Source organism: Ferruginibacter sp. (assembly GCF_031391665.1).
Lineage (GTDB): Bacteria > Bacteroidota > Bacteroidia > Chitinophagales > Chitinophagaceae > Ferruginibacter.
Map to the genome: position 1 here is coordinate 1 of NZ_JANMUN010000210.1, position 20,586 is coordinate 20,586.

17 protein-coding genes are annotated in these 20,586 nt (G+C 36.1%); 5 read left to right on the plus strand and 12 right to left on the minus strand.

Annotation, left to right across the window (positions count from 1 at the left end):
- The 4 genes from ACY651_RS15550 to ACY651_RS15565 all read right to left on the minus strand — a co-directional run.
- Nucleotides 1-973: aldehyde dehydrogenase family protein (locus ACY651_RS15550; protein WP_462254384.1), on the minus strand; the 973-nt coding region annotated here is incomplete at its 3' end.
- Nucleotides 974-1,091: 118 nt separating this feature from the next.
- Nucleotides 1,092-2,187, minus strand: a protein-coding gene (gene prfB, locus ACY651_RS15555) for a peptide chain release factor 2 (RefSeq protein ID WP_462254386.1) whose coding sequence is annotated in 2 segments (ribosomal slippage) — nucleotides 1,092-2,126 and nucleotides 2,128-2,187 — 1,095 coding nt in all. Because the reading frame shifts where the segments join, the coding sequence is not laid out codon by codon here.
- 244 nt (nucleotides 2,188-2,431) lie between these two features.
- The gene (locus ACY651_RS15560) at nucleotides 2,432-2,980 is read right to left on the minus strand and encodes a YceI family protein (RefSeq protein WP_462254388.1); all 549 of its coding nucleotides are present in this window, start codon (nucleotides 2,978-2,980) and stop codon (nucleotides 2,432-2,434) included.
- A gap of 28 nt (nucleotides 2,981-3,008) precedes the next feature.
- A complete protein-coding gene (locus tag ACY651_RS15565) occupies nucleotides 3,009-3,470 on the minus strand; it encodes an OB-fold protein (protein ID WP_462254390.1) in 462 nt (153 codons plus the stop codon).
- Between the two features lie 409 nt (nucleotides 3,471-3,879).
- Between ACY651_RS15565 and ACY651_RS15570 the strand changes: the two genes are divergently transcribed.
- Nucleotides 3,880-4,482, plus strand: coding sequence for a pseudouridine synthase (locus tag ACY651_RS15570; protein ID WP_462254392.1), 603 nt, complete (start codon nucleotides 3,880-3,882; stop codon nucleotides 4,480-4,482).
- 135 nt (nucleotides 4,483-4,617) lie between these two features.
- Nucleotides 4,618-4,884, plus strand: coding sequence for a hypothetical protein (locus ACY651_RS15575; RefSeq protein WP_462254394.1), 267 nt, complete (start codon nucleotides 4,618-4,620; stop codon nucleotides 4,882-4,884).
- A 70-nt stretch (nucleotides 4,885-4,954) separates the two neighbouring features.
- Here ACY651_RS15575 and ACY651_RS15580 read toward each other — a convergent pair whose 3' ends face one another.
- The 7 genes from ACY651_RS15580 to ACY651_RS15610 all read right to left on the minus strand — a co-directional run bounded on the left by ACY651_RS15580 (nucleotide 4,955) and on the right by ACY651_RS15610 (nucleotide 16,312).
- Nucleotides 4,955-5,776: a dienelactone hydrolase family protein gene (locus tag ACY651_RS15580; protein WP_462254396.1), complete on the minus strand. Its 822-nt coding sequence runs from the start codon at nucleotides 5,774-5,776 to the stop codon at nucleotides 4,955-4,957.
- A 103-nt stretch (nucleotides 5,777-5,879) separates the two neighbouring features.
- Nucleotides 5,880-6,968, minus strand: coding sequence for a hypothetical protein (locus ACY651_RS15585; protein WP_462254398.1), 1,089 nt, complete (start codon nucleotides 6,966-6,968; stop codon nucleotides 5,880-5,882).
- A gap of 220 nt (nucleotides 6,969-7,188) precedes the next feature.
- The gene (locus tag ACY651_RS15590; RefSeq protein WP_462254400.1) at nucleotides 7,189-8,202 is read right to left on the minus strand and encodes a Smr/MutS family protein; all 1,014 of its coding nucleotides are present in this window, start codon (nucleotides 8,200-8,202) and stop codon (nucleotides 7,189-7,191) included.
- Nucleotides 8,203-8,271: 69 nt separating this feature from the next.
- Complete coding sequence (locus ACY651_RS15595; protein ID WP_462254402.1) at nucleotides 8,272-10,035, minus strand: amino acid permease; 1,764 nt, start codon at nucleotides 10,033-10,035, stop codon at nucleotides 8,272-8,274.
- A 149-nt stretch (nucleotides 10,036-10,184) separates the two neighbouring features.
- On the minus strand, nucleotides 10,185-12,236 hold the full coding sequence (locus ACY651_RS15600; RefSeq protein ID WP_462254404.1) for a T9SS type B sorting domain-containing protein: 2,052 nt from the start codon (nucleotides 12,234-12,236) through the stop codon (nucleotides 10,185-10,187).
- Between the two features lie 124 nt (nucleotides 12,237-12,360).
- A complete protein-coding gene (gene mutS / locus ACY651_RS15605) occupies nucleotides 12,361-14,949 on the minus strand; it encodes a DNA mismatch repair protein MutS (RefSeq protein ID WP_462254406.1) in 2,589 nt (862 codons plus the stop codon).
- A 163-nt stretch (nucleotides 14,950-15,112) separates the two neighbouring features.
- Nucleotides 15,113-16,312, minus strand: a complete 1,200-nt coding sequence (locus ACY651_RS15610; RefSeq protein WP_462254408.1) for a DUF4407 domain-containing protein — start codon at nucleotides 16,310-16,312, stop codon at nucleotides 15,113-15,115.
- A gap of 249 nt (nucleotides 16,313-16,561) precedes the next feature.
- Here ACY651_RS15610 and ACY651_RS15615 point away from each other — a divergent pair, with 249 nt between their 5' ends.
- A complete protein-coding gene (locus ACY651_RS15615; RefSeq protein ID WP_462254410.1) occupies nucleotides 16,562-17,218 on the plus strand; it encodes a LolA family protein in 657 nt (218 codons plus the stop codon).
- 179 nt (nucleotides 17,219-17,397) lie between these two features.
- Here the strand turns inward: ACY651_RS15615 and ACY651_RS15620 are convergent, their stop codons facing one another.
- Nucleotides 17,398-17,955: a UbiX family flavin prenyltransferase gene (locus ACY651_RS15620; protein ID WP_462254412.1), complete on the minus strand. Its 558-nt coding sequence runs from the start codon at nucleotides 17,953-17,955 to the stop codon at nucleotides 17,398-17,400.
- A gap of 44 nt (nucleotides 17,956-17,999) precedes the next feature.
- On the opposite strand from ACY651_RS15620, the gene ACY651_RS15625 reads away from it, so the two are divergent.
- Entirely contained in the window at nucleotides 18,000-18,527 is a 528-nt protein-coding gene (locus tag ACY651_RS15625) for a thioredoxin family protein (RefSeq protein ID WP_462254414.1), read from the plus strand.
- A 206-nt stretch (nucleotides 18,528-18,733) separates the two neighbouring features.
- Nucleotides 18,734-20,131 (plus strand): APC family permease, encoded by a 1,398-nt coding sequence (locus ACY651_RS15630; RefSeq protein ID WP_462254416.1) that lies wholly within the window; start codon nucleotides 18,734-18,736, stop codon nucleotides 20,129-20,131.
- Nucleotides 20,132-20,586 lie beyond the last annotated feature (455 nt).

Here is a 20,586-nt window from a genome sequence, read left to right on the forward strand (position 1 = left end):
GTCCCTGGTATTCAAATGCGCCACGGGCAAGAGCAGTAACTACCACATCTGGGTTGGCCGATTTATGTGCAATTACAAAATCCTTTCCACCAGTTTCGCCAACAATACGAGGATACGATTTATACTTACTCATATTTTCTCCAATCGTTTTCCACATAAAATTAAATACACCGGTACTGCCCGTAAAATGCAGGCCTGCAAAATCAGGGTGATTAAATACTACTTCGCCGATAGTTGGTCCATCAATAAAAACTAAATTGATAACGCCGTCGGGTAAGCCGGCTTCTTTTAAAATACGCATAAACATTTGTGCACTGTACACCTGGGTATTAGCACATTTCCAAATTACTACATTGCCGCACATGGCTGCTGATGTAGGTAAATTACCGCCGATGGCTGTAAAATTAAATGGCGTTAATGCAAATACAAATCCTTCCAATGGCCGGTACTCCATCCTGTTATTCATGCCTGCACCGCTAATAGGTTGCTGGCGGTAAATATCACTTAAAAAATGAACGTTGAATCTTAAAAAATCTATTAACTCACATGCCGCATCAATTTCTGCCTGAAAAGCATTTTTGCTTTGGCCCAGCATGGTGGTGGCGTTTATATAAGGCCGGTATTTTGTTGCTAAAAGATCTGCTGCTTTTAAAAATATATTCGCCCTGTTCTCCCAGGTCATGCCTGCCCATTTATCTTTTACTTTTAATGCTGCATTAATTGCTTTAGTTACATGTTTGGCTTCGCCAATATGAAATTGCCCAAGCAAATGTTTACGTTCATGCGGCGGACGAATCTCCATTGTTTTTCCGGTACGCACTTCTTCGTTACCAATGTACATAGGTACATCAATTGTTTCTTTTTTTAACTCTGCTAAAACTTCTTTTAATCTTTTCTTTTCTGCCGAACCGGAAGCATAAGAAAGTACAGGTTCGTTTGCAGGAATGGGATAATAAAAATCTCCGTATTGCATAAAAATAATTTTTTAATATTTAAATACTGTTTGATTTTAATGTTGAACAAAGGTATGCAGTTGAAGTGAGTGACACAACGATGCTCGGTAGAATTACAAATGCTTGTCCCCAAAAAAATTACGCACTCTGATCTTCCTTCTCACTCATCAAATACGCTTTAATAAATCCATCAAGTTCGCCATCCATTACGGGGCCAACATTTCCTACTTCGTAATCTGTGCGGTGGTCTTTAATCATTTTGTAAGGATGAAAAACATAACTGCGAATCTGGCTGCCCCACTCTATTTTTTTCTTTTTGCTGTTGGCAGCATCTTTTATTTCGTTACGCCTTTGCAATTCTATTTCGTACAAACGGCTCTTCAGCATTTGCATAGCTAACTCCCGGTTGCCAAGCTGGCTCCTGTCTTGCTGGCAAACTACCACAATGCCTGTGGGTATATGCGTTAATTGAACTTTGGTTTCTACCTTGTTTACGTTTTGTCCACCGGCACCACCACTTCGGCTGGTTTCCATTTTTACATCGGCAGGGTTTATTTTAATGTTAATAGTATCATCCACCAACGGATAAACATTTACCGATACAAATGAGGTATGTCTTCTTGCATTACTGTCGAAAGGAGAAATACGAACTAAGCGATGCACACCGCTTTCTGATTTTAAAAAACCATAAGCAAAGGCACCTTCAAATTTATAGGTACAAGTTTTTATACCTGCGCCATCGCCCCATTGCCAATCCATTTCTGTAACTGCCCAGCCTTGTTTTTCACCATACATTCTAAACATACGGGCCAGCATTTCTGCCCAGTCCTGACTTTCGGTACCGCCGGCGCCACTGTTAATTTGAAGCATTGCAGGCAATTCGTCTTCTGGTTCGTTCAGTGTGCTTTTAAATTCTGCTTCTTCAATTTTATTTACTGCATCATTAAAAGCTTCTTTCACTTCTTCTTCTGTAGTATCGCCTGCTTTCCAAAATTCAAACAACACTGCAAAATCTTCTACAGCAGTATTAACCGAATAAAAAAGATTTATCCAGTACTCATTAACTTTTGTTTCTTTTAAAATGGCGGTGGCCCTGGCGTTATCATCCCAAAAGCCCGGCGAAAGAGAAAGTTGTTTGTCGTTAGCTGTTTTAGCTTCCCGGTTTTCTACGTCAAAGAAATCTCTTCAAAACCACTGTACGGTCTCTCAGAGCCTTTATCTGTTCTATTGTCATGGCGCAAAAATAAGAAAATTAAGTTTAGGAGTTTAAGGTTTAGAGGTTTACGTTTTAGAGTTTAAAATAGTTGGAGATTTTTTTTGTGACAAGCATTTGTAATGCTGTTTAGCATCGTTGCGTCGCACTCTTGTACATTTATAGCTTTACTGAACTTTTATTATGGAGTAGATTGAATTTACAAATAAAAAAATCCCGTAAACAAAATAAGAATTTTGCCTACGGGAAGTATATTTTTTTAGAATTATTTAAACTCTGCTACAACAGAAATCTTAGGATCTGTTGAAACTTTGCCAGCACCAATTGCAGCGCCTTTAACATCATACTCAGCCAATGCAACAGTAAAGTCGGAAGTTGTAGTGATTGTTTTGCCACTTACAACAACTGAAGCTTTTGTGGTAACAGGTTTTGTAACACCATGCATAGTTAAGTCGCCGGTCACATCAGCACTGTACGTACCATCTGCTTTAAAGTTTACAGCAGAAAGGTTAGTGATCTTTCCTTTAAAAGTTGCTTTAGGAAATTTATCCGAATCCATCCAGCCAGCAGTATTAAAATGCTCCTGAATTTTTGGATTAGAGAATGCAAAGTTTTTAACAATCGCTTCAAAAGCTACATCTCCCGTTTTTGTATTAAGACTTGCAACAGCTGTTTTATTTTCAGCTTTTGGTAAAGCATCTAATTTAGTTGTAGCATCAAAATTAATTGTAGCAGAAGTAGTAGTTCTTTTCTTTTGACCAAAAGAAACAGCCGTAAAAGCTACTAATGCAAAAAGGATAATTGTTTTTTTCATGTGTTTGTTTTTTATTTGTTTTAAAAGTTTATTTATTAATTGCACACCTTTTAAAGGTTATAAATTCCGTCTCTAAAATTTCGCTGTAAGAGCCGCCACTGCAGGAACCTTTAATAGAAACACTGTCGCCTTCCTTTAGTGATTTAGCCTCGTTTAAATGCTGCTGCTGAAATGCAAAAATTATATACGCATCCGTTGCAGTATCAATCATTTTTATATTAATGGTGGTATCAGCCGCTTCAGTTTCACTAACCCTGCCATTAACTGTAATTATTTTTTCAGCATATTTTATATTTGCCAGGCTGTCATTCTTTTCAAACTCATCAATAAAATCCATTGCATTTACTGTAAAGGCAGCCTTACGCTCTTTCGTATCGCTAAACTTTTCAGTAAAAATAAACCATACTGCAATGGCACCGGCCAGCAATAATATAAATCCACCAATAAGTATTCTTTTAACCCAGGGGGTTTTCTTTTTTACAGGAATCATATTATTTAAAAAAAAGTAAAAATAAAGGAAAATACACAATGTTTAAACATTATTTATTAAACATTTCCCTGCTTTACCTGTAAAGCTTCAAATAAAATTCATTTTTTAACTTAACTCCAACAGTATTCGCCTCCTGAAAGTAAATCTAAAAAAATAAAATGTGCATAACAAGTGCAAAACAGGTGCATAAAACCAGCCTTAAGAATTTGGAAACGGGTACTGTAATGTTGTACTTTTATTGTACAATTGAGAAGCGAAATACCATAAAAAGTAAAGAGTTACTCAAACGAAAGCATCGGGTTAGTAAGATACAGGTTTAAGTAATTAAACAGGTAGAAACAAAACTTGATGCTTTTTTATTTTTATTACTTTCAGCATAAATTACTAAAATTGTGTTTATAAATAATTTATGCCCTCAGCACCTCCCCGTTACTTTGTTGTGTACAAGCCTTTTAATATGGTATCGCAATTTGTAAGCTCACATCAGGTGGGTTTGCTGAGCGACTTAAATTTTAATTTCCCGGAAGGTACACATGCAATAGGCAGGTTAGACAATCACTCAGAAGGATTATTACTTTTAACTACCAATAAAAAAATTACCCGTTTATTATTTTTAAGTGATATCCCTCATAAAAGGACTTATTTAGTTCAAATTAATAATGTAATAAGCCAGGAAAATTTACACCGTTTAAGAACCGGGGTAAGCTTTAAAATAAAAACAGGCATTATGTACACTACTTCGCCTTGTGAAGTACTGGTAGTGGAAAATCCTGAAGCATTTTGCATTATGGAGCCAAGACTTACTGGTTATCCGCCTTTTACCTGGCTTTTAATAACTATTACCGAAGGTAAATACCACCAGGTAAGAAAAATGATCGGAGCAATCAAGCACCGCTGCAAAAGATTAATTCGTGTGGGAATTGAAAACCTCGAACTGGGTAATTTAGAACCGGGAAAAATAAAAGAAGTAGATGAAGAAGAATTTTTTACAAAACTGAAGATTCTTAATTAACAGAAAATTAATTTTATACAGACCGGCATATTAAAAATTTTGCACAATTTCGTTACAATAGTTGTTTTAAAAGGAAATGGCATTGAAATTGTGAATTCAAAAGTGACGATACGTCTTACACCTAAATCTTATCAAATGAAACTGGAGTTTTTTAAAAATATTCAATTTACCAAATTGATTAAAGCCGAGGGACGGTTGAGGGAATTTAATTTCAGAAATCATTTGAGCCCTGTAAATAAAGATATATGCTCAATTAATGTAACTGACGACAGGGGCAACCGCATTATTTTTGAAATGCAAAAACAGGAAAGCGGCTGGAAAATAACTCAGAGTAAACTTCCCATGTGGATAATGGAAAATGAAAATAATTTTCAGGAAGTTATTGAAGAAGAATTAAAATAAAAATTAAAGAAAAACTACAATATAAACGGGTACAGTATTAAACTGCACCCGTTTTCGTATACGAAATATATTATTTGAAAATCTTTGTAAAAAAATCTTTCATATCATTCCAAGAAGTTGAATCTGCTGCTGCATTGTAAGCAATGGGTATTTTAAATTGCTGCCCCACTTCTGTTGCCCCAGGATTTGAAAAGGCATGCGTTGCACCTGCATATTGTTTAAATGTGTAATCGGCACCAATTGAATCCATTTGTTTTTTAAAGGTTGCCACTTCTTCGGGTTTTACAAACAGGTCATCGACACCATGACAAACTAAAATTTTTGCCTTTAATAAATTTTTATCAGCAGGTGTACCTACCAACCCGCCATGAAAACTTACCACTCCATTTAAATTTTCTCCCAGCCTTGCAACATTTAAAACCATGGCACCTCCAAAACAATATCCAATGGCTGCAATTTTAGCAGTATCGGCCTGGCTGTACATTTTTATTTTTGCCAAAGCTGCATCAAACCTGCTTTTTGTTAAAGCAGCATTGGTGTAAAATGGCATTGCCAGTTTACCGGCTTCGTCAGGATTATTCCCCATTTTACCATCGCCATACATATCCACCGCCATTGCTAAATAACCCAGATCTGCTAATTGCTTTGCACGGCCTTTTACATAATCATTTAACCCCCACCACTCATGCACAATTAAAACTACAGGGCGTTTTGCTGTGGAAGCAGAGTCGTAAGCTACAAAGCCGGTAAGCTTTGCGCTATCTGTGCCATAACTTACACTTTCTTCTTTTATCACAGGTGTTTTTACAATTTCTTTTTCGGTGGCGGTGTTGTTGTTGCATGCCACAAATAGTAAAGCTGTTGCACAAAAAACTAATTGATAACATTTCATGAGATTAAATTTTAGAAATTGAAAAACAAAAAACAAGCAGTAAAGTTCGCAAAAGAAATTAATCTTAAAAAAAATAAAATGGCAGGGAGATTTAAAATCCTGATTAGTTGAAAGCCATTTTTTTAGATGGCTTTCCTTCGGCTTTAGTTTTTACCGGATCAAGAATTATGGTGTGTACAAAAAGTATCCTTTCTTCTTCAATAGCTTCATCAGAACTGATAACAGCTTTTTTATAAAATGCTGCATCATTACAATTCATACAGCCCAAAATAATATTTTCTTTTTTAAAATTTATTTTGCCTGTACTGTCTGTTGATACCATTCCTGTGTTTGATGAATTGCCGGCATTAAAATTAAAAGCCGCATCATTTAGTATTCTTAATTGATACAGACTCATACCTGGCCTTATACCACTTTTTAAACGCCATAGGTTTTCAGCCACGTTTTGATCATATTCCATTGAGCTTTCTGCCATTAATTGACCACCAATATAAATTTTTAAAAGATTACAATTATTCACTTCATCGGCCCATAAAAAAACCACCTGCCTGCTGGTATTAGGAAAGATGATAGAGCATTTCCCTATCTTTTTTTCTGAGAGATAATAAATATCTTTTTTTACATTTTTATCGCCAAAATAAAAGCGCAGGTATTCGTGTGAGTTAAAAACTGACAGATCTTCTGCAAAAGAAATTTCTTTTGGTTTGGGCAAAATTTGTTTGCGAATTAAAAAAGAATATTCTGTTAATGTATCAACAGGTTTTGAAGATAGAGTTACAGTAACATCGTTGCTTTGATACATTAAGGAATGTCCCTTTGTAAGTGATTCTTTTTCCTCGTTACAAAAAAAACCATCTTTCTTAATATCGCTTTTAATTTTTTCGTATTCCTGTGGAGAAGTGGTACGGTAGGTAAAACAAAAATCTTCTTTGGTAGTAAATATGGTTACTGCTCTTTCAATTGAATCGGTGATTTTCCTTTTTCCAATACCTCTAAAATTATAATCCCTGGCAACAGTATCACTTTTATAAGATGAACCTAAATAAGCAAATCCTTTTTTGGAAACGTAGCTCTCAAATTTTTGCCTGGGCACGGAGGAGGATTCTAATAAATTTAATGCACAGTACACCTGCCCCAGAGATGCATTAATCATCATAAAAAATAAAAAAAAGAATAGTAGCAGTCTTTTCAAAATAAAAATATTTTACAAATGAAAACTCTTGAACAGTTTTTCAATTCATTTATCTAAACCTGATTATCTTGTTTTTTTGAGAGGTGTCTTCGGTGGGATACAGAGTATTAATCCTTCATAAGCAAGGCTGTATAGCGAAATTAAGGAATTCTGTTAAAATAAACACAATTCATTTTACTGCCTTTTAAAAACTGGGCCGATCAGGAAATTGCTGCAAGGCTTAATATTGAAAATAAATTTCAGTTGCACCATAGCCATATTGAGGATTGTACTGGTTTACAAAAGATTTCACTTCTTTTTTCAACCGTAAACTGTCGTGTATTTCATCTTTTAATTTACCTGTACCCACACCATGAATAATGGTTAATAAGGGCTGGCGATGGGCAACGGAAAGTTCAAAATATTTTTCAAAAGCTTTTAACTGCAGGGTGAGCATTTCAAAATTGGTAAGATGCTTCCAGCTATCGGTTAGTTTTTCTATATGTAAATCAACAACAGTTCTTGCAGGTTCTAAATTTTCTTTAACTTTTGAAGCGTCGTAAACCCTGTAACCGGCATTACCCAGGCTGCTCAGGTCAACTTTTTCTTCATCAACTTTATTAGGATAATTATCAAACAATAAATACCCAAAAGTGGGCTCGTTTTTTAACTGTATCTCTTCAATCTTTTTAAAAATTTGTTTGCCTTTTAATTTTAGCGATACTTCATAAAAAGGTGCCTTTCTTTTATCAGGTTCTTTTAAAGTAAACTCAAAATCAAAACGGGGGCTGTCGCTCAATTCTTCAAAATCTACATTGTGCAAATAAAAATCTGCTAATGGTTCAATAGTATTTTTTAACTGGAAATTACTTTCGCCACCAATCATTAAATTGTAAGTAAAGTTGTAAGCAGTTTCTGTTTGGTTAACCAAATGAATTTTAAATTTTTCCACCACATCATCATCAAAAACATCTTTGCTAAAAACCGGAAGAAACGATAATACAATGCCCTCGCCTTCTTTAGCTTTTACAGTTGCTTTTTCTTTTTGCACCTGGTCAATAAAAATTTTCTTTTTTTCGGCTACCCTTTTTTCGGTAAACATTTTAAAGTAAGGAAAATCTATCTGATCCATGTATGCCGGAAAACGAACGCCTTTCACTTCGATCATTACCATTTTTTCATTCATAATTTCCACTACCTTACCATCTTCATTGGTAAGCAGTACGGTAATTTTATCGCCAACTTCGTATTTCATGGCACAAAAATACGGAAGGTTTTGGCTTCCGTATTTTAAAAGATTTTTGACTGATATGTGCAGCAAAAATTATTTGTTTGCCAGTTTACTTTTTCTATAACCATATAAAAAGTAAATTATTAAACCTATGCCTAACCAGCCAAGGAACCAAGCCCAGTTACTTTTTGTCATGCCGGTAAGTAAATACATACAGGTAATAAGGCCCATTAATGGGATAAGGGAATATTTTTTTACAATTGTTATTACTGCAAGTATTACAGCGCTCAACCAAAAAATAATTAACGAAATGTTTGGTGTAGCCGCATCCATAAAACTTATTTTGCCGCTGGTGTAATCTTCATTACCACTAAAATCGAAATTAAACATATCGGTAAAATAAGTTTTAGAAAGTGAAGCTGCCATTACAATTGCACCAGCAACTATTAACGGAAAAACAAACTGACCGTTAATAAACGGGATATGAAAACGTCCCTGCTGTTTTTCCCTCCGGGGAATTAACAGTACACCACCACACACTAAAACAAAAGCAAATAAAGTAGCAATGCTTGTAAAATCGAGAACAAAAGTTTTATCGGTAAATAAAATGGGCAAACCAACAACTATACCTGTAATGATTGTTGCAAACGAAGGTGTTTTATATTTTGCATGAATTTTTTGAAACACAGGCGGCATCAATCCATCACGGCTCATGCTCATCCATATACGTGGCTGACCCATTTGAAAAACTAACAACACACTCGTCATAGCCACTACAGCAGCAATTGATACAAAAAATTGCATCCATCCTACATTTAAATTATCTTTTTCAAAAATAAATGCCAGTGGATCTCCCACTCCATCAAATTTTCTGTAGTTAACAGCACCAGTAAGTACAAGCGTTAATAAAATATAAACAACTGTACAAATTACCAACGATAAGATCATTCCCTTCGGTAAATCTCTTTGTGGATTTTTACTTTCTTCTGCCAGCACACTTACTGCATCAAAACCAATATAGGCAAAAAACACTCCACTAACGGCAGCCATTACACCACTAAACCCATTGGGCATAAAAGACTTGGTTCCTGAATCATCGGGTGGTGTCCAGTTAAAAGTAAGCCCGTTCGAAAAAACTAAATATCCACCCACAACAATAATCAGCAGCACCACCAAAAGTTTAAGAATAACCATGATGTTACTAAAGTTGCGGCTTTCTTTTATACCCCGGTAAACCAAATATGTAATCAATAAATTTATTACTAATGCAGGTATGTCTAATATCATTCTCAACCCGCCAATTACAGGGGCATTATTCCAGGCGTATAACATTCCTGAGTTAGTGGTTCCTTCTTTAATAGCATTTTTTACTTCGGAATAACTGTTGCTGAAATAATCAGGAATATGAAGATTAGTATGCATCAACTCCCCGAGCTTATCTAAAAAAGAAGTAAAATAATCGCTCCAGCTAAAAGCAACATAAATATTACCGATAGAATATTCCATTATTAAAGCCCAGCCAATTATCCAGGCAAACAATTCGCCAAAACTTGCGTATGCATATGTATATGCACTGCCGGCAACAGGAATACGACTGGCAAATTCGCTGTAACAAAATGCGGTAAACGCACAGGCAATAGCGGTAATAATAAACAATATTACCACACCCGGACCGCCATGAAACACAGCGCCACCAAGGCTGCTAAAACTTCCTGCACCTAAAATTGCTGCAATACCAAAAAAAGTAAGGTCACGTAGAGAAAGTACCCTTTTTAATCCTCCGCCTCCATGCGGATCATCACTGCCTTCGGCTAAAATATTTTCTATTTTTTTTGTTCGGAATAAGGAATTACTCATGTTAGTTTTGGGTTTAACAAAAAGTAAATTAAGAAAATATTTTTACTTGGCAGAATTAGAAAAAATAAATGGTGAAGAATGAAATTTATCTATCGAAAAAATGCAGTGGAATTTTTTATACAGAGAAGAAATAAAGTTGCTGTAAAAAGTTACCGTAATAGCACCGTAGTTCCCTTTTGCTCCACCCGGTTACCAGTATCAATATGGGTGTATTGCAATATCCAAACATAAGTTCCAGGGTCGGCACCCTGTCCTTTAAAAGTACCATCCCATTTATTTGTCCAGTTGGCTGTTTGAAAAAGAACTTGACCAAAGCGGTTATATACCCTGAAAATTAAATCTTTTGCTTTGTAAGCATTTAATGGATAGAGATAATCATTAAGGCCATCGTTATTGGGAGTAAACGCATTGGGTACTGCAATATAACAATTGCCTACTACTTTTATTTTTTGTGTTGCAGTATCGCTGCAGCCAATATTATTTGTTACAATTAATTGTACCGGTACATCACGAATAATATTTGAATAAGGGTAAACCTGTTTGGGAGGCGATTGTAAATTACTGGTATTATTGTTTCCAAAATCCCAGTTCCACATCAAAATATTACCAATACTGTTATCTTTAAAACTTGCTAAATCGCCAGGACAAACAACAGCTGTTGCTTCAAAAGCTGCTTTTAAATCATTATCTAATAAAATGTTTTTTATTGCAGAAGTATCCCTGCACACACCGTTGGATACGATTAACTGCGCCGTTTTTTGTCCAAATGTTGCATACACCATCGAAGGATTTTGCAATGTGCTGCTGCGAATATTATCAAAATTCCATTTCCATAAATTCACTTCGTTTCTGCCATCGTGAAAATAATTGATGGTATCTCTTTTACAACCATAGAGAATATTGTAGGTAAAATCGGCATTCACTGTATCTTTTGTAGAAAAAGTTAATGCAGCGCCCGGAGCAGTTACCTGTCCGCATTCGTCAATGATGGGGTTAATATCGCTGCCTGATATTAATTCAATTTGATACACACCTTTTGTTTGAATGGGTGCCGCTAATTTCACTTTAATTACTGGTGTTAATCCATCGGCATTACAAACACCGGATGCACCAATTACTGTTACAGGTGCAGTGCCCGAAATCATGTTCACTCTAAAATCGCTGCCATCTGCTGCAATACTGCTGCAACGGATATTTTTTCTAAATACTAATTGTAATTCATCAGGTGCACATAAAACTTTTGTAAGGCTGTCCATGGGTGTTGGAAACACCGGAAAAACGGTAACAGAAATATTTTCTCCTGCCGGAATTAATCTGTCGCAGTTATCTTTTATAGTATTACCATCGCTTCCATTTTTTATAGTGATGGTATAAGTACCCGGTGGCAATGGTGTATCTAATGTTAGCAATAGCGAATCCATATCAAAGGCCGAAGTGCAACCAAGCGCTGTTGCCGAAATAATATTGGACACATTAGGGGTTAGAAAAAATTCGGTTCCATCTGCCGAGAGCGAATTGCACTTCATTCTTTTATTTAGTTTGATGGTTGTTTGTGTACCATCGCATGCAGCTCTTGCACTTTGCAAATGTGGTTCTTTTGGATCGGTTATACTTGCAGTGCCTCCGGCAAAAGAAAGATCGTAACCGGTTGTACTTTTAGTCCAGTTGGTAACCATCAACAAGTATTCATGCCCCACTGTAATTGTGGGCATTCCATTAAAAGGAGTGTTGCTTCCTGCAGAGCCTTCGCAATGCACATTACCAGATGCACCTGGTCTGCAACCAGTAGGAGAATTGGGAAATGGCACCGTACCTCCAGCACCTATACCATATAAATTCACTGATATTTCGAGTGAAGGGTCAGCAAAAACATCAGCAGGATTTCTTCCTGTAATATCATACAAGCCCCAATCGTAATCATCATCAGCATTAATTCCGCTTATTAAAAAACCCAACGTACCAGTTTGGTAACAGGTAAACTTATACCAAAAAGAACTGCTTGAAGTTACTCCAACAGTGCAGCCCCTGCTGGACACATTCGGGCCGGTGCAATTAGTAACATTATCTTCATGAAAAACTGCAATGCCACAAACTGGATAAGCATTATCCGGTGTCATCCCCGGTAGCGAACAGGTTTGTGCAACTATTTTTAGAGTTAAAGCAGAAACAAAAAACAGCAGTATTGATAACTTTTTTATCATTTCAAAGGCTAAATTATTACAAAGATGCCTTGTGAGGCAATTTTGCTGCAAGTGTTAATAAGGTTTAACATTTTTGGATGATGAAAATAGTTTGATTACATAAGCGATTCAAAAAAAATCACTGCTATTTTACTTTACTTTTTATCTCCTGCAATTTTAGCAATGCTTCAACTGGTGTTAACCGATTTATATCAACAGCTTCCAATAATTTTCTTATCTCGGCAAAAGTATCTGAGTGTGCATCAAAAATGCTGAGTTGCATTTTAGGGGCGCTTAATTGTTTTACGGTTTCATCGGTATTGGTGTTACGGCTTTCTTCTAACTGCACTAAAATTTCATTGGCCCTGTTTATTAATGATGGCGGCATGCCAGCCATACGTGCCACATGAATACCAAAACTGTGTGTACTGCCGCCGGGTGCTAATTTACGCAAAAAAATAATTTTATTACCCACTTCTTTATTGGTAACGTGATAATTTTTTACGGTTGCTAATTTATTTTCCAGTTCATTTAACTCGTGGTAGTGCGTGGCAAATAAAGTTTTGGGAGAAGAAGAACTGTTATACAAATGTTCTACAATACTCCAGGCAATTGAAATGCCATCATAGGTAGATGTTCCTCTTCCAATTTCGTCCAGTAAAATTAAACTGCGGCTGGTAATATTATTGATGATGCTGGCGGTTTCATTCATCTCTACCATAAAAGTACTTTCGCCACCGCTTAAATTATCGCTGGCGCCTACCCTTGTAAAAATTTTATCCGTTAAAGGAATTTTAGCATCTGTTGCCGGCACAAAACTACCCATATGTGCCATTAAAGTGATGAGTGCTGTTTGCCGCAGTATCGCACTTTTACCACTCATGTTGGGGCCGGTTAAAATAATTATTTGTTGGGTAGAAGGATCTAATAAAATATCGTTGGCAATATATAGTTCGCCAACAGGTAAATATCTTTCTATTACCGGGTGGCGACTGTCTTTTAAATCTAAAATATTGCCTTCATTTAAAAAAGGTTTTTTATAACTGAACTGCAAAGCATTATTGGCAAAACAACTTAAACAATCCAGTACTGCCATTACATGCCCATTCACTTGCATTGGTGCAATATAATCCTGCAATTCGTTTAATAATTTTTCGAAGAGCTGCATTTCGATGGCGAGAATTTTATCTTCGGCACCCACAATTTTTTCTTCGTATTCTTTTAATTCGGGAGTGATGTATCTTTCTGCGTTTACTAAAGTTTGTTTGCGTATCCATGTATCCGGCACTTTGGTTTTATGTACATGGGTAACTTCTAAATAATAACCAAATACATTGTTGAAACTAATTTTTAAAGAAGATATCCCCGTTGCCAATGCTTCTTTCTGCTGCAACTGAATTAAATAATCTTTTCCGCCACTGGCTATTTTTCTAAGATCGTCCAATTCTTCATTAATACCCTGTGCAATTACGCCACCTTTTACCGCTGCCACCGGCGGATTTTCATTCAGTTCTTTTACTATTTTATCTAAAATATATTTACAGGGGTTTAAAGAATCGCCTAATCTTTTTAAATAATCATTGCTGGATGTTTCACAAATTATTTTTATAGCTTCAGTTTGCTGCAGACCTTTTGCAATTTGCAACACTTCTCTTGGATTAACTTTCTTTAACGGTACTTTACTCACCAATCTTTCTACATCGCCTGCCTGTTTAATGTGCTGAGTAATCTTATTTCGTACTTCAATTTCTTTAATAAAAAATTCAACCGTATTTAAGCGTTCATTTATTTTGCTGATATTATTTAAAGGCATGATGATCCAGCGTTTCAGCAACCTTGCACCCATCGCACTAACGGTATTGTCCATCACTTTTAATAAAGTATTTTGTCCATCGCCGCCAAATAATTCTAAATTTCTTATGGTGAACCTGTCCATCCACAAATGATCATCCTTATCAATTCTTTGTATAGACGTAATATGACCAAGATTGGGATGCTCTGTATCTTTTAAATAATGCAAGATGGCACCGGCAGCAATAATAGCTGTTGAAAGAGATTCAATTCCAAAACCTTTTAAGCTGTGCGTACCAAAATGTTTTAATAAACTTTCGGTAGCATAAGCTTCTGCAAAAATCCATTCATCTAAAGTGTAGGTAAAAAATTTAGTGCCAAATAATGCTGCGAATTGTTTTTGCCTGTTGCGTTGAAAAATTACTTCGGCAGGTTTTAAACTTTGTAATAGTTTATCGGCGTAAGCCGCATCGCCTTCGGCTAAAAAAAATTCGCCTGTGCTGATGTCTAAAAATGCAATGCCAATTTTATCTTCATTAAAATGTAAAGCAGCTAAAAAATTATTGCTGTTATGTTCTAATAGTTTATCGCTGGTGGCCACACCGGGAGTTACCAATTCTGTTACGCCACGTTTTACAATTCCTTTGGCTTGTTTGGGATCTTCCAACTGATCGCAAATGGCCACACGATAACCGGCCTTTACTAATTTGTGCAAATACGTATCTAATGCATGATGGGGAAAACCTGCCAACTGTGAAGATTTTTCATCGCCATTATTTCTTTTAGTAAGTGTAATACCTAAAACGGTGGAAGTTTTTACTGCATCATCACCAAAAGTTTCATAAAAATCCCCCACCCTAAAAAGCAAGATTGCATCAGGGTATTTGGCCTTGATGGCATTGTGTTGCTGCATTAAGGGAGTTTCGCCAACTGCTTTAGCCATAGTTGGCAAAAATAGGAAACCACGATGAATGTTTGTGTATAATAAGTTAGTGAATAACCCCGTCGGCGGCTATTAGCCCGACGGCGGTTAAGGCAGAGCCAACCGAGACCAACCGCCGTCAGGGTTTGCAACCGCTGACGGGGTTTATGCAACAGTTTTCAGGTTAATTCTCCTGCTTCGTCAAAATATCTTTCTTCATCTTCTCCCAAAGGCCATCAAAGGTTTGATGATTTTCTTCTTTCCATTTTTTACTGAATGATCTTATTTTTTCATCCCTGTCGTCTTTGGTAAGCCGGAAAAATGCAGTGATGGCTTCGCCATCGTATTCATGCGCCATTTGATTGTACATTTCTTTTAATTGTTGTTCTTTACGCATATTGCTTCGGGCAATTTCAATTTCCATTTCTTCACGTAACATCACTTTTTCGTCGTAGCTGCCGCTGGGTAATAATGTTTTTGCAATTACGGGCATCAACTCTATCAGCATTAAAATAAAAACAATTAAATAATAACGGAATTGTAATGGCGGGTTATTTTTTAATAAATTACTCAGTGCTTCTACCCTTGTTAAAAAACCATTGTTGAGGTATAGTGTAAAAGCAGTTTCTTCGGTTTTTATTTTTCCTTCTATTTCTGTTAATTCTTTTTCAGTTGCTGTTAATTTTACCTGTTCTGCTTTTAATAATCTTTGATAGTCGCCATCTAATTTTTGATACTCATTTCGTTTGGCAATGGCAATATCTTTAATGCCAATTTTTCCGGTACCGCCGCTGCCATCTGTTTCGGATAAAAAATTGGCTCTTGCTTTATCTACATCAGCATATTTATTTTCCAGTTCGGTTTTAATTTTTTCTTTTTGTGCCAGCAATTCATTTTTACGGTTGCTGTATAAACTATCCAGTTCCTGCCGCTTTACCATTTTACGTTTTTCATTATCCAGCGATGTTTGCATTTTTATTTCTTTATCAAACATATACAGCACTGCAGGCTGCGCCATAAACGTTCCAATGGTAATGGCCAATAATGCCCTGAATAAAAGTGGCGTGAATTTTTTCTTATTAAATTTTGTAATACCTTTTATTAAAGCCCTGTCGATGGTAAGAATGATAAAGCCCATAAATATACCCAGGGCAATGGCCATTACCAGCGAATCTACAATAGTGCTGAAAAAATAGGTCCAAGTAAAAGTTGCAAACAGCCAGGTAGCCAAAACTGTCATTCCAATAATGCGGTAACGGTTTCTGTCAACAACTGAGTCCACTAAAATTTCTCTTTCGGCGGTGGAAAGCCACCATAAAAATTCTGTTAATTGTGATGGCTCATAGATTTCTCTTTGAGAAATTGGAACGTTTCTTTCTGTCATTTTAAATAATTAAATGAATTAATAAATGAATCGAAAGTTGAGTTGAACCAGGTGGCTGAGTTGAAGTGTTTGCAAAATAGAGAATCTTACCGGGATTAACGGTATGTTGTTTTTTTTATTTTAGGGTGCCGGGTACATTAACAGTTTGTTAGATATTGCACTTTAAACCCGCCTTGTGTAAAACCATCTATTCACATATCTTTGCAACCTCTTAATAAAGAGATGTTTATTTTAAATAATACAATTAACATGAAAAAATTCTTCGCAGGTTTTATATTAATGATAATAAGTGTAACTGCAACATTTGCTCAGGCTCCAAAAGGCATGGGACAAAGCGACCCTGCTGCTAAAAAAGTTTTAGATGCGGTAAGTGCTAAATTTAAATCGTTTAAAAGTGTAGTGGCAAAGTTTGCCTTAAAAATGGAAAATGGTGCAGGCAAAAATTTAGGCTCTAAAAACGGAACCGTTTATATGAAAGGTACAAAATACCGTGTGAGCGTTAGTGGCCAGGAAATTTTTTGTGATGGCAGTAATGTATGGACGTATGATAAGGCCAGCAACGAAGTTACCATTAGCAGGTTAGACCCCACTAATAATACCATTACTCCACAAAAATTATTTACCAATTTTTACGATAAAGATTTTTTATACAAACTTAATGGCGAGGTAAAAGGTGTACAGGAAGTGGAATTAACTCCTATTGATAAAAGCAAACCTTTTCACAAAGTATTGGTGAACATTAATAAAAAATTACAAACCATTGCCTCTACAAAAGTGTTTGAAAAAACGGGTAACCGTTATACTTATGCTGTTAACAGTATGAATACTACAAGCGCTGTTGCCGATGGTCAATTTGTGTTTGATCAGAAGAAATATCCGGGAGTTGAGGTGGTGGATTTGAGGTAAGAATGCCACAGAGGCACTGAAGCACAGAAAAAGTTATTTAAAATAGATTGTCAATTGACAATCTATTTTTTTATTTTAATGTCATGTAGTCAAAAATATTCTCCGCTAAAATGCTCTGCATTTTCTCCCTTTCAGCTTTCCCTGAAAGAAGAACAAACTAAGTATCTGGGCCAGGCTCATTATTTCCCCCACCTAAAAGTTTTAATATCTATACCAGCTAAGTCCAGCGCCCGATCTACAACAGTGGCTGCAACATCTTCAATCGTCTTGGGTTTGCTGTAAAAAGAGGGAGTGGCCGGGCAAATAATTCCGCCGGCTATCGTTATCGTTTCCATATTGCGGATGTGTATGAGGTTGTAAGGCATATCTCTTGCAACACAAATTAATTTGCGCCGTTCTTTTAAAATTACATCGGCTGCCCTTGTGATTAAATCGTTGGAAATGCCGGTTGCAATTCTTCCTAAAGTGCCCATGCTGCAGGGTATGATTATCATGGTATTAAATTGCCCCGAGCCAGATGCAAAAGGTGCATTAAAATCCTGCTGGCCGTAAAATTTTACGGGCAAATCCTTATAACTTTCATTCTCCAGTTCGGTAATCCAAACCAGTTTAGCATTCTCCGTCATTACCACGGCTAAATCTGTCCACTGGTCTTTTACGTTCATTAATTTTTTCAGTAACAATTGTGGATAAATTGAACCGCTTGCCCCGGTAATAGCCACTACAATTTTATTCATGTATTTACGTTTACTTTCTATCTAAGCTACAAAACAATTATTTCATGCAAAAGGTTAAATATTTTTTTATTTTAATTGCTGTTTCGGCATTTTTATTTTCATTTAATCCTCCTAAAAAAGAAAAGATAAAATGGTTGAGTTTAACGGAGCTTGCCGTTGCTTACCAAAAGCAACCCAAACCAATTATTATAGATGTTTACACCAATTGGTGTGGCTGGTGCAAAGTAATGGATAAAGAAACCTATGGTAACGATAAAGTTGCTGCCTATATTAACGAAAATTATTATGCTGTAAAGTTTAATGCCGAATCGAAAGACTCTGCTGTTTTAGGTACACAAAAATATGGTTACAACCCTGCATATAAAGCCAACGATTTAGCCGTGTATCTTTTATTTGGCCGCATGGGCTACCCCACTACAGTTTTATTATCCAGTATAGATGCACAACCTGCCCCGCTTTCCGGTTATCTTAAACCATCGGAGCTGGAACCACCACTTAAATTTTTTGGTGATGGTGTATACAAAAACAAAAACTTTCCAGATTTTATGAAAGAGTTTGCTGCTGCCTGGTAATTTATCAACCACAATCGTTTGCATAAAAAATTATTGCGAAAAATATTATTCCTTGCAACCTATCCCTTACAGACACCGACTTAAAGATGGTTTTTCATAGGATAAGGTTTAATGGTTAATGGTTTCGATTAGTGCCGGATCTCTGCAAAGAGGTCCGGTTTTTTTTATACTGGTGTATGCTGTAATTTCCGTTTTCAAATCTTTTAATGTCGGCACCAAAACTTCAACGCAGCCTTGGTCTTTTTCAATCTACCGTTTTAAATATGATTGACATGGTGGGCATTGGCCCCTTTGTTACATTGCCCATTGTAATGGGGCTTTTGGGTGGTATGTATTTGTATGCCTGGATTGCCGGTGCCATTCTTTCTTTAATAGATGCCATGATTTGGAGTGAGCTGGGAGCTGCGTACCCGTTAGCAGGTGGCAGTTATAATTTTTTAAAAGAAGCTTATGGCAAAAATGGCATGGGCCGCATGATGAGCTTTTTATACGTATGGCAAACTGTTATACAGGCGCCGCTGGTTGCCGCTTCGGCTGCCATTGGTTTTTCACAATACCTTGGTTATTTAATTCATTTAGAAGTGTGGCAGCAAAAAGCGGTATCGGGCATCATTATCATCTTCATTACTTTTTTATTATACAGAAAAATTGACAGCATTGGTAAAATTGGTGTGCTGCTGTGGAGCGGTGTGTTACTTACTTTGGGCTGGATAATTTTTGGCGGCATTGCAAACGGTAATTTTTTACAGCCTTTAAAAGATATTAATACTGATTTTAGCTGGGGACAATTGGCATCATTTGTATTTGGGCAGGCCTGCATAAAATCCATGTACAGTTATTTGGGTTATTACAATGTTTGCCATTTGGGTGGAGAAATAAAAAATCCTGGAAAAAATATTCCACGAAGCATATTTATTTCTGTAATTGGTATTGCCATTTTGTATTTGGCCATGAATGTAAGTGTGAGCAGTGTAATTCCCTGGCAGGAAATAAAAGGATGGCAAGATAGTAATCAAAATAATTTTGTAGTAAGTACATTTATAGAAAGATTGTATGGTGGCAACGCAGCAAACATTGCAACTGTTATGATATTATGGGTAGCACTGGCTTCTTTGTTTGCTGTAATGCTTGGTTACTCACGGGTGCCTTACGCTGCAGCCGTTGACGGTGCATTTTTTAAAGTATTTGCTAAGCTGCATCCCACAAAAAAATTTCCTTATGTTTCTTTATTAGTGCTGGCAGGCTTTGCTTTTGTATTTAGTTTATTATTTAAAATGAAACATATTATTGATGGCATTTTAGCCATGCGTATTATGATACAGTTTATTGGCCAGGCAATTGGTGTAATTTTATTAAGAAAGAGAAACGGTACAAAAGATTTGCCTTACAAAATGCCGCTGTATCCTTTGCCGGTTATTTTAGCCATTGCTATGTGGCTGTTTATTTTTTATGCCACGGGCTTAACTATCATTGTATCCTTCCTGATGGTTTTTGGAAGCGGTGTTGTGGTTTATTTTATTTATGCAAACCTGCAGGGAAAATGGCCATACCAGTCAAAAGATATTGCTGATGAAGAAGATGCTGTTGAGCAGATTGGAAAATGATTTTACAAAACACTATCGCTCAGTAAAAACTTTCCTGTAAACAGAAAAGTTATTATAAGAACAACCAGATTAATTGCAATAATAATTTTTTTCATTGGGTTTAGAATTTTGTTTTAATACCGATTATTAATAAAATGACAACGATTTAGATATTCCAACCTTATTGTAAAACAGCTAACCGCTATATTATTGAAACGGGATTTTTTCCACTTAATTGCATATACGTTTTAAATACATACATGGTTATGTTACGGGTGACTGCTAGATGAAAAATAATTTACATTTCAATGTGCTTTTTATAACCTGTAATTATAATATCCACATCACTTTTACTCAATTTTATATTCACTTTTGTTTAACAGTAATGCCATCAATTTAAAATACTATTTTTCTAATTAAACTGTTAGATACATAAGCACTAAAAATCTCTCTATCGAAGTACAGACTTTTACATT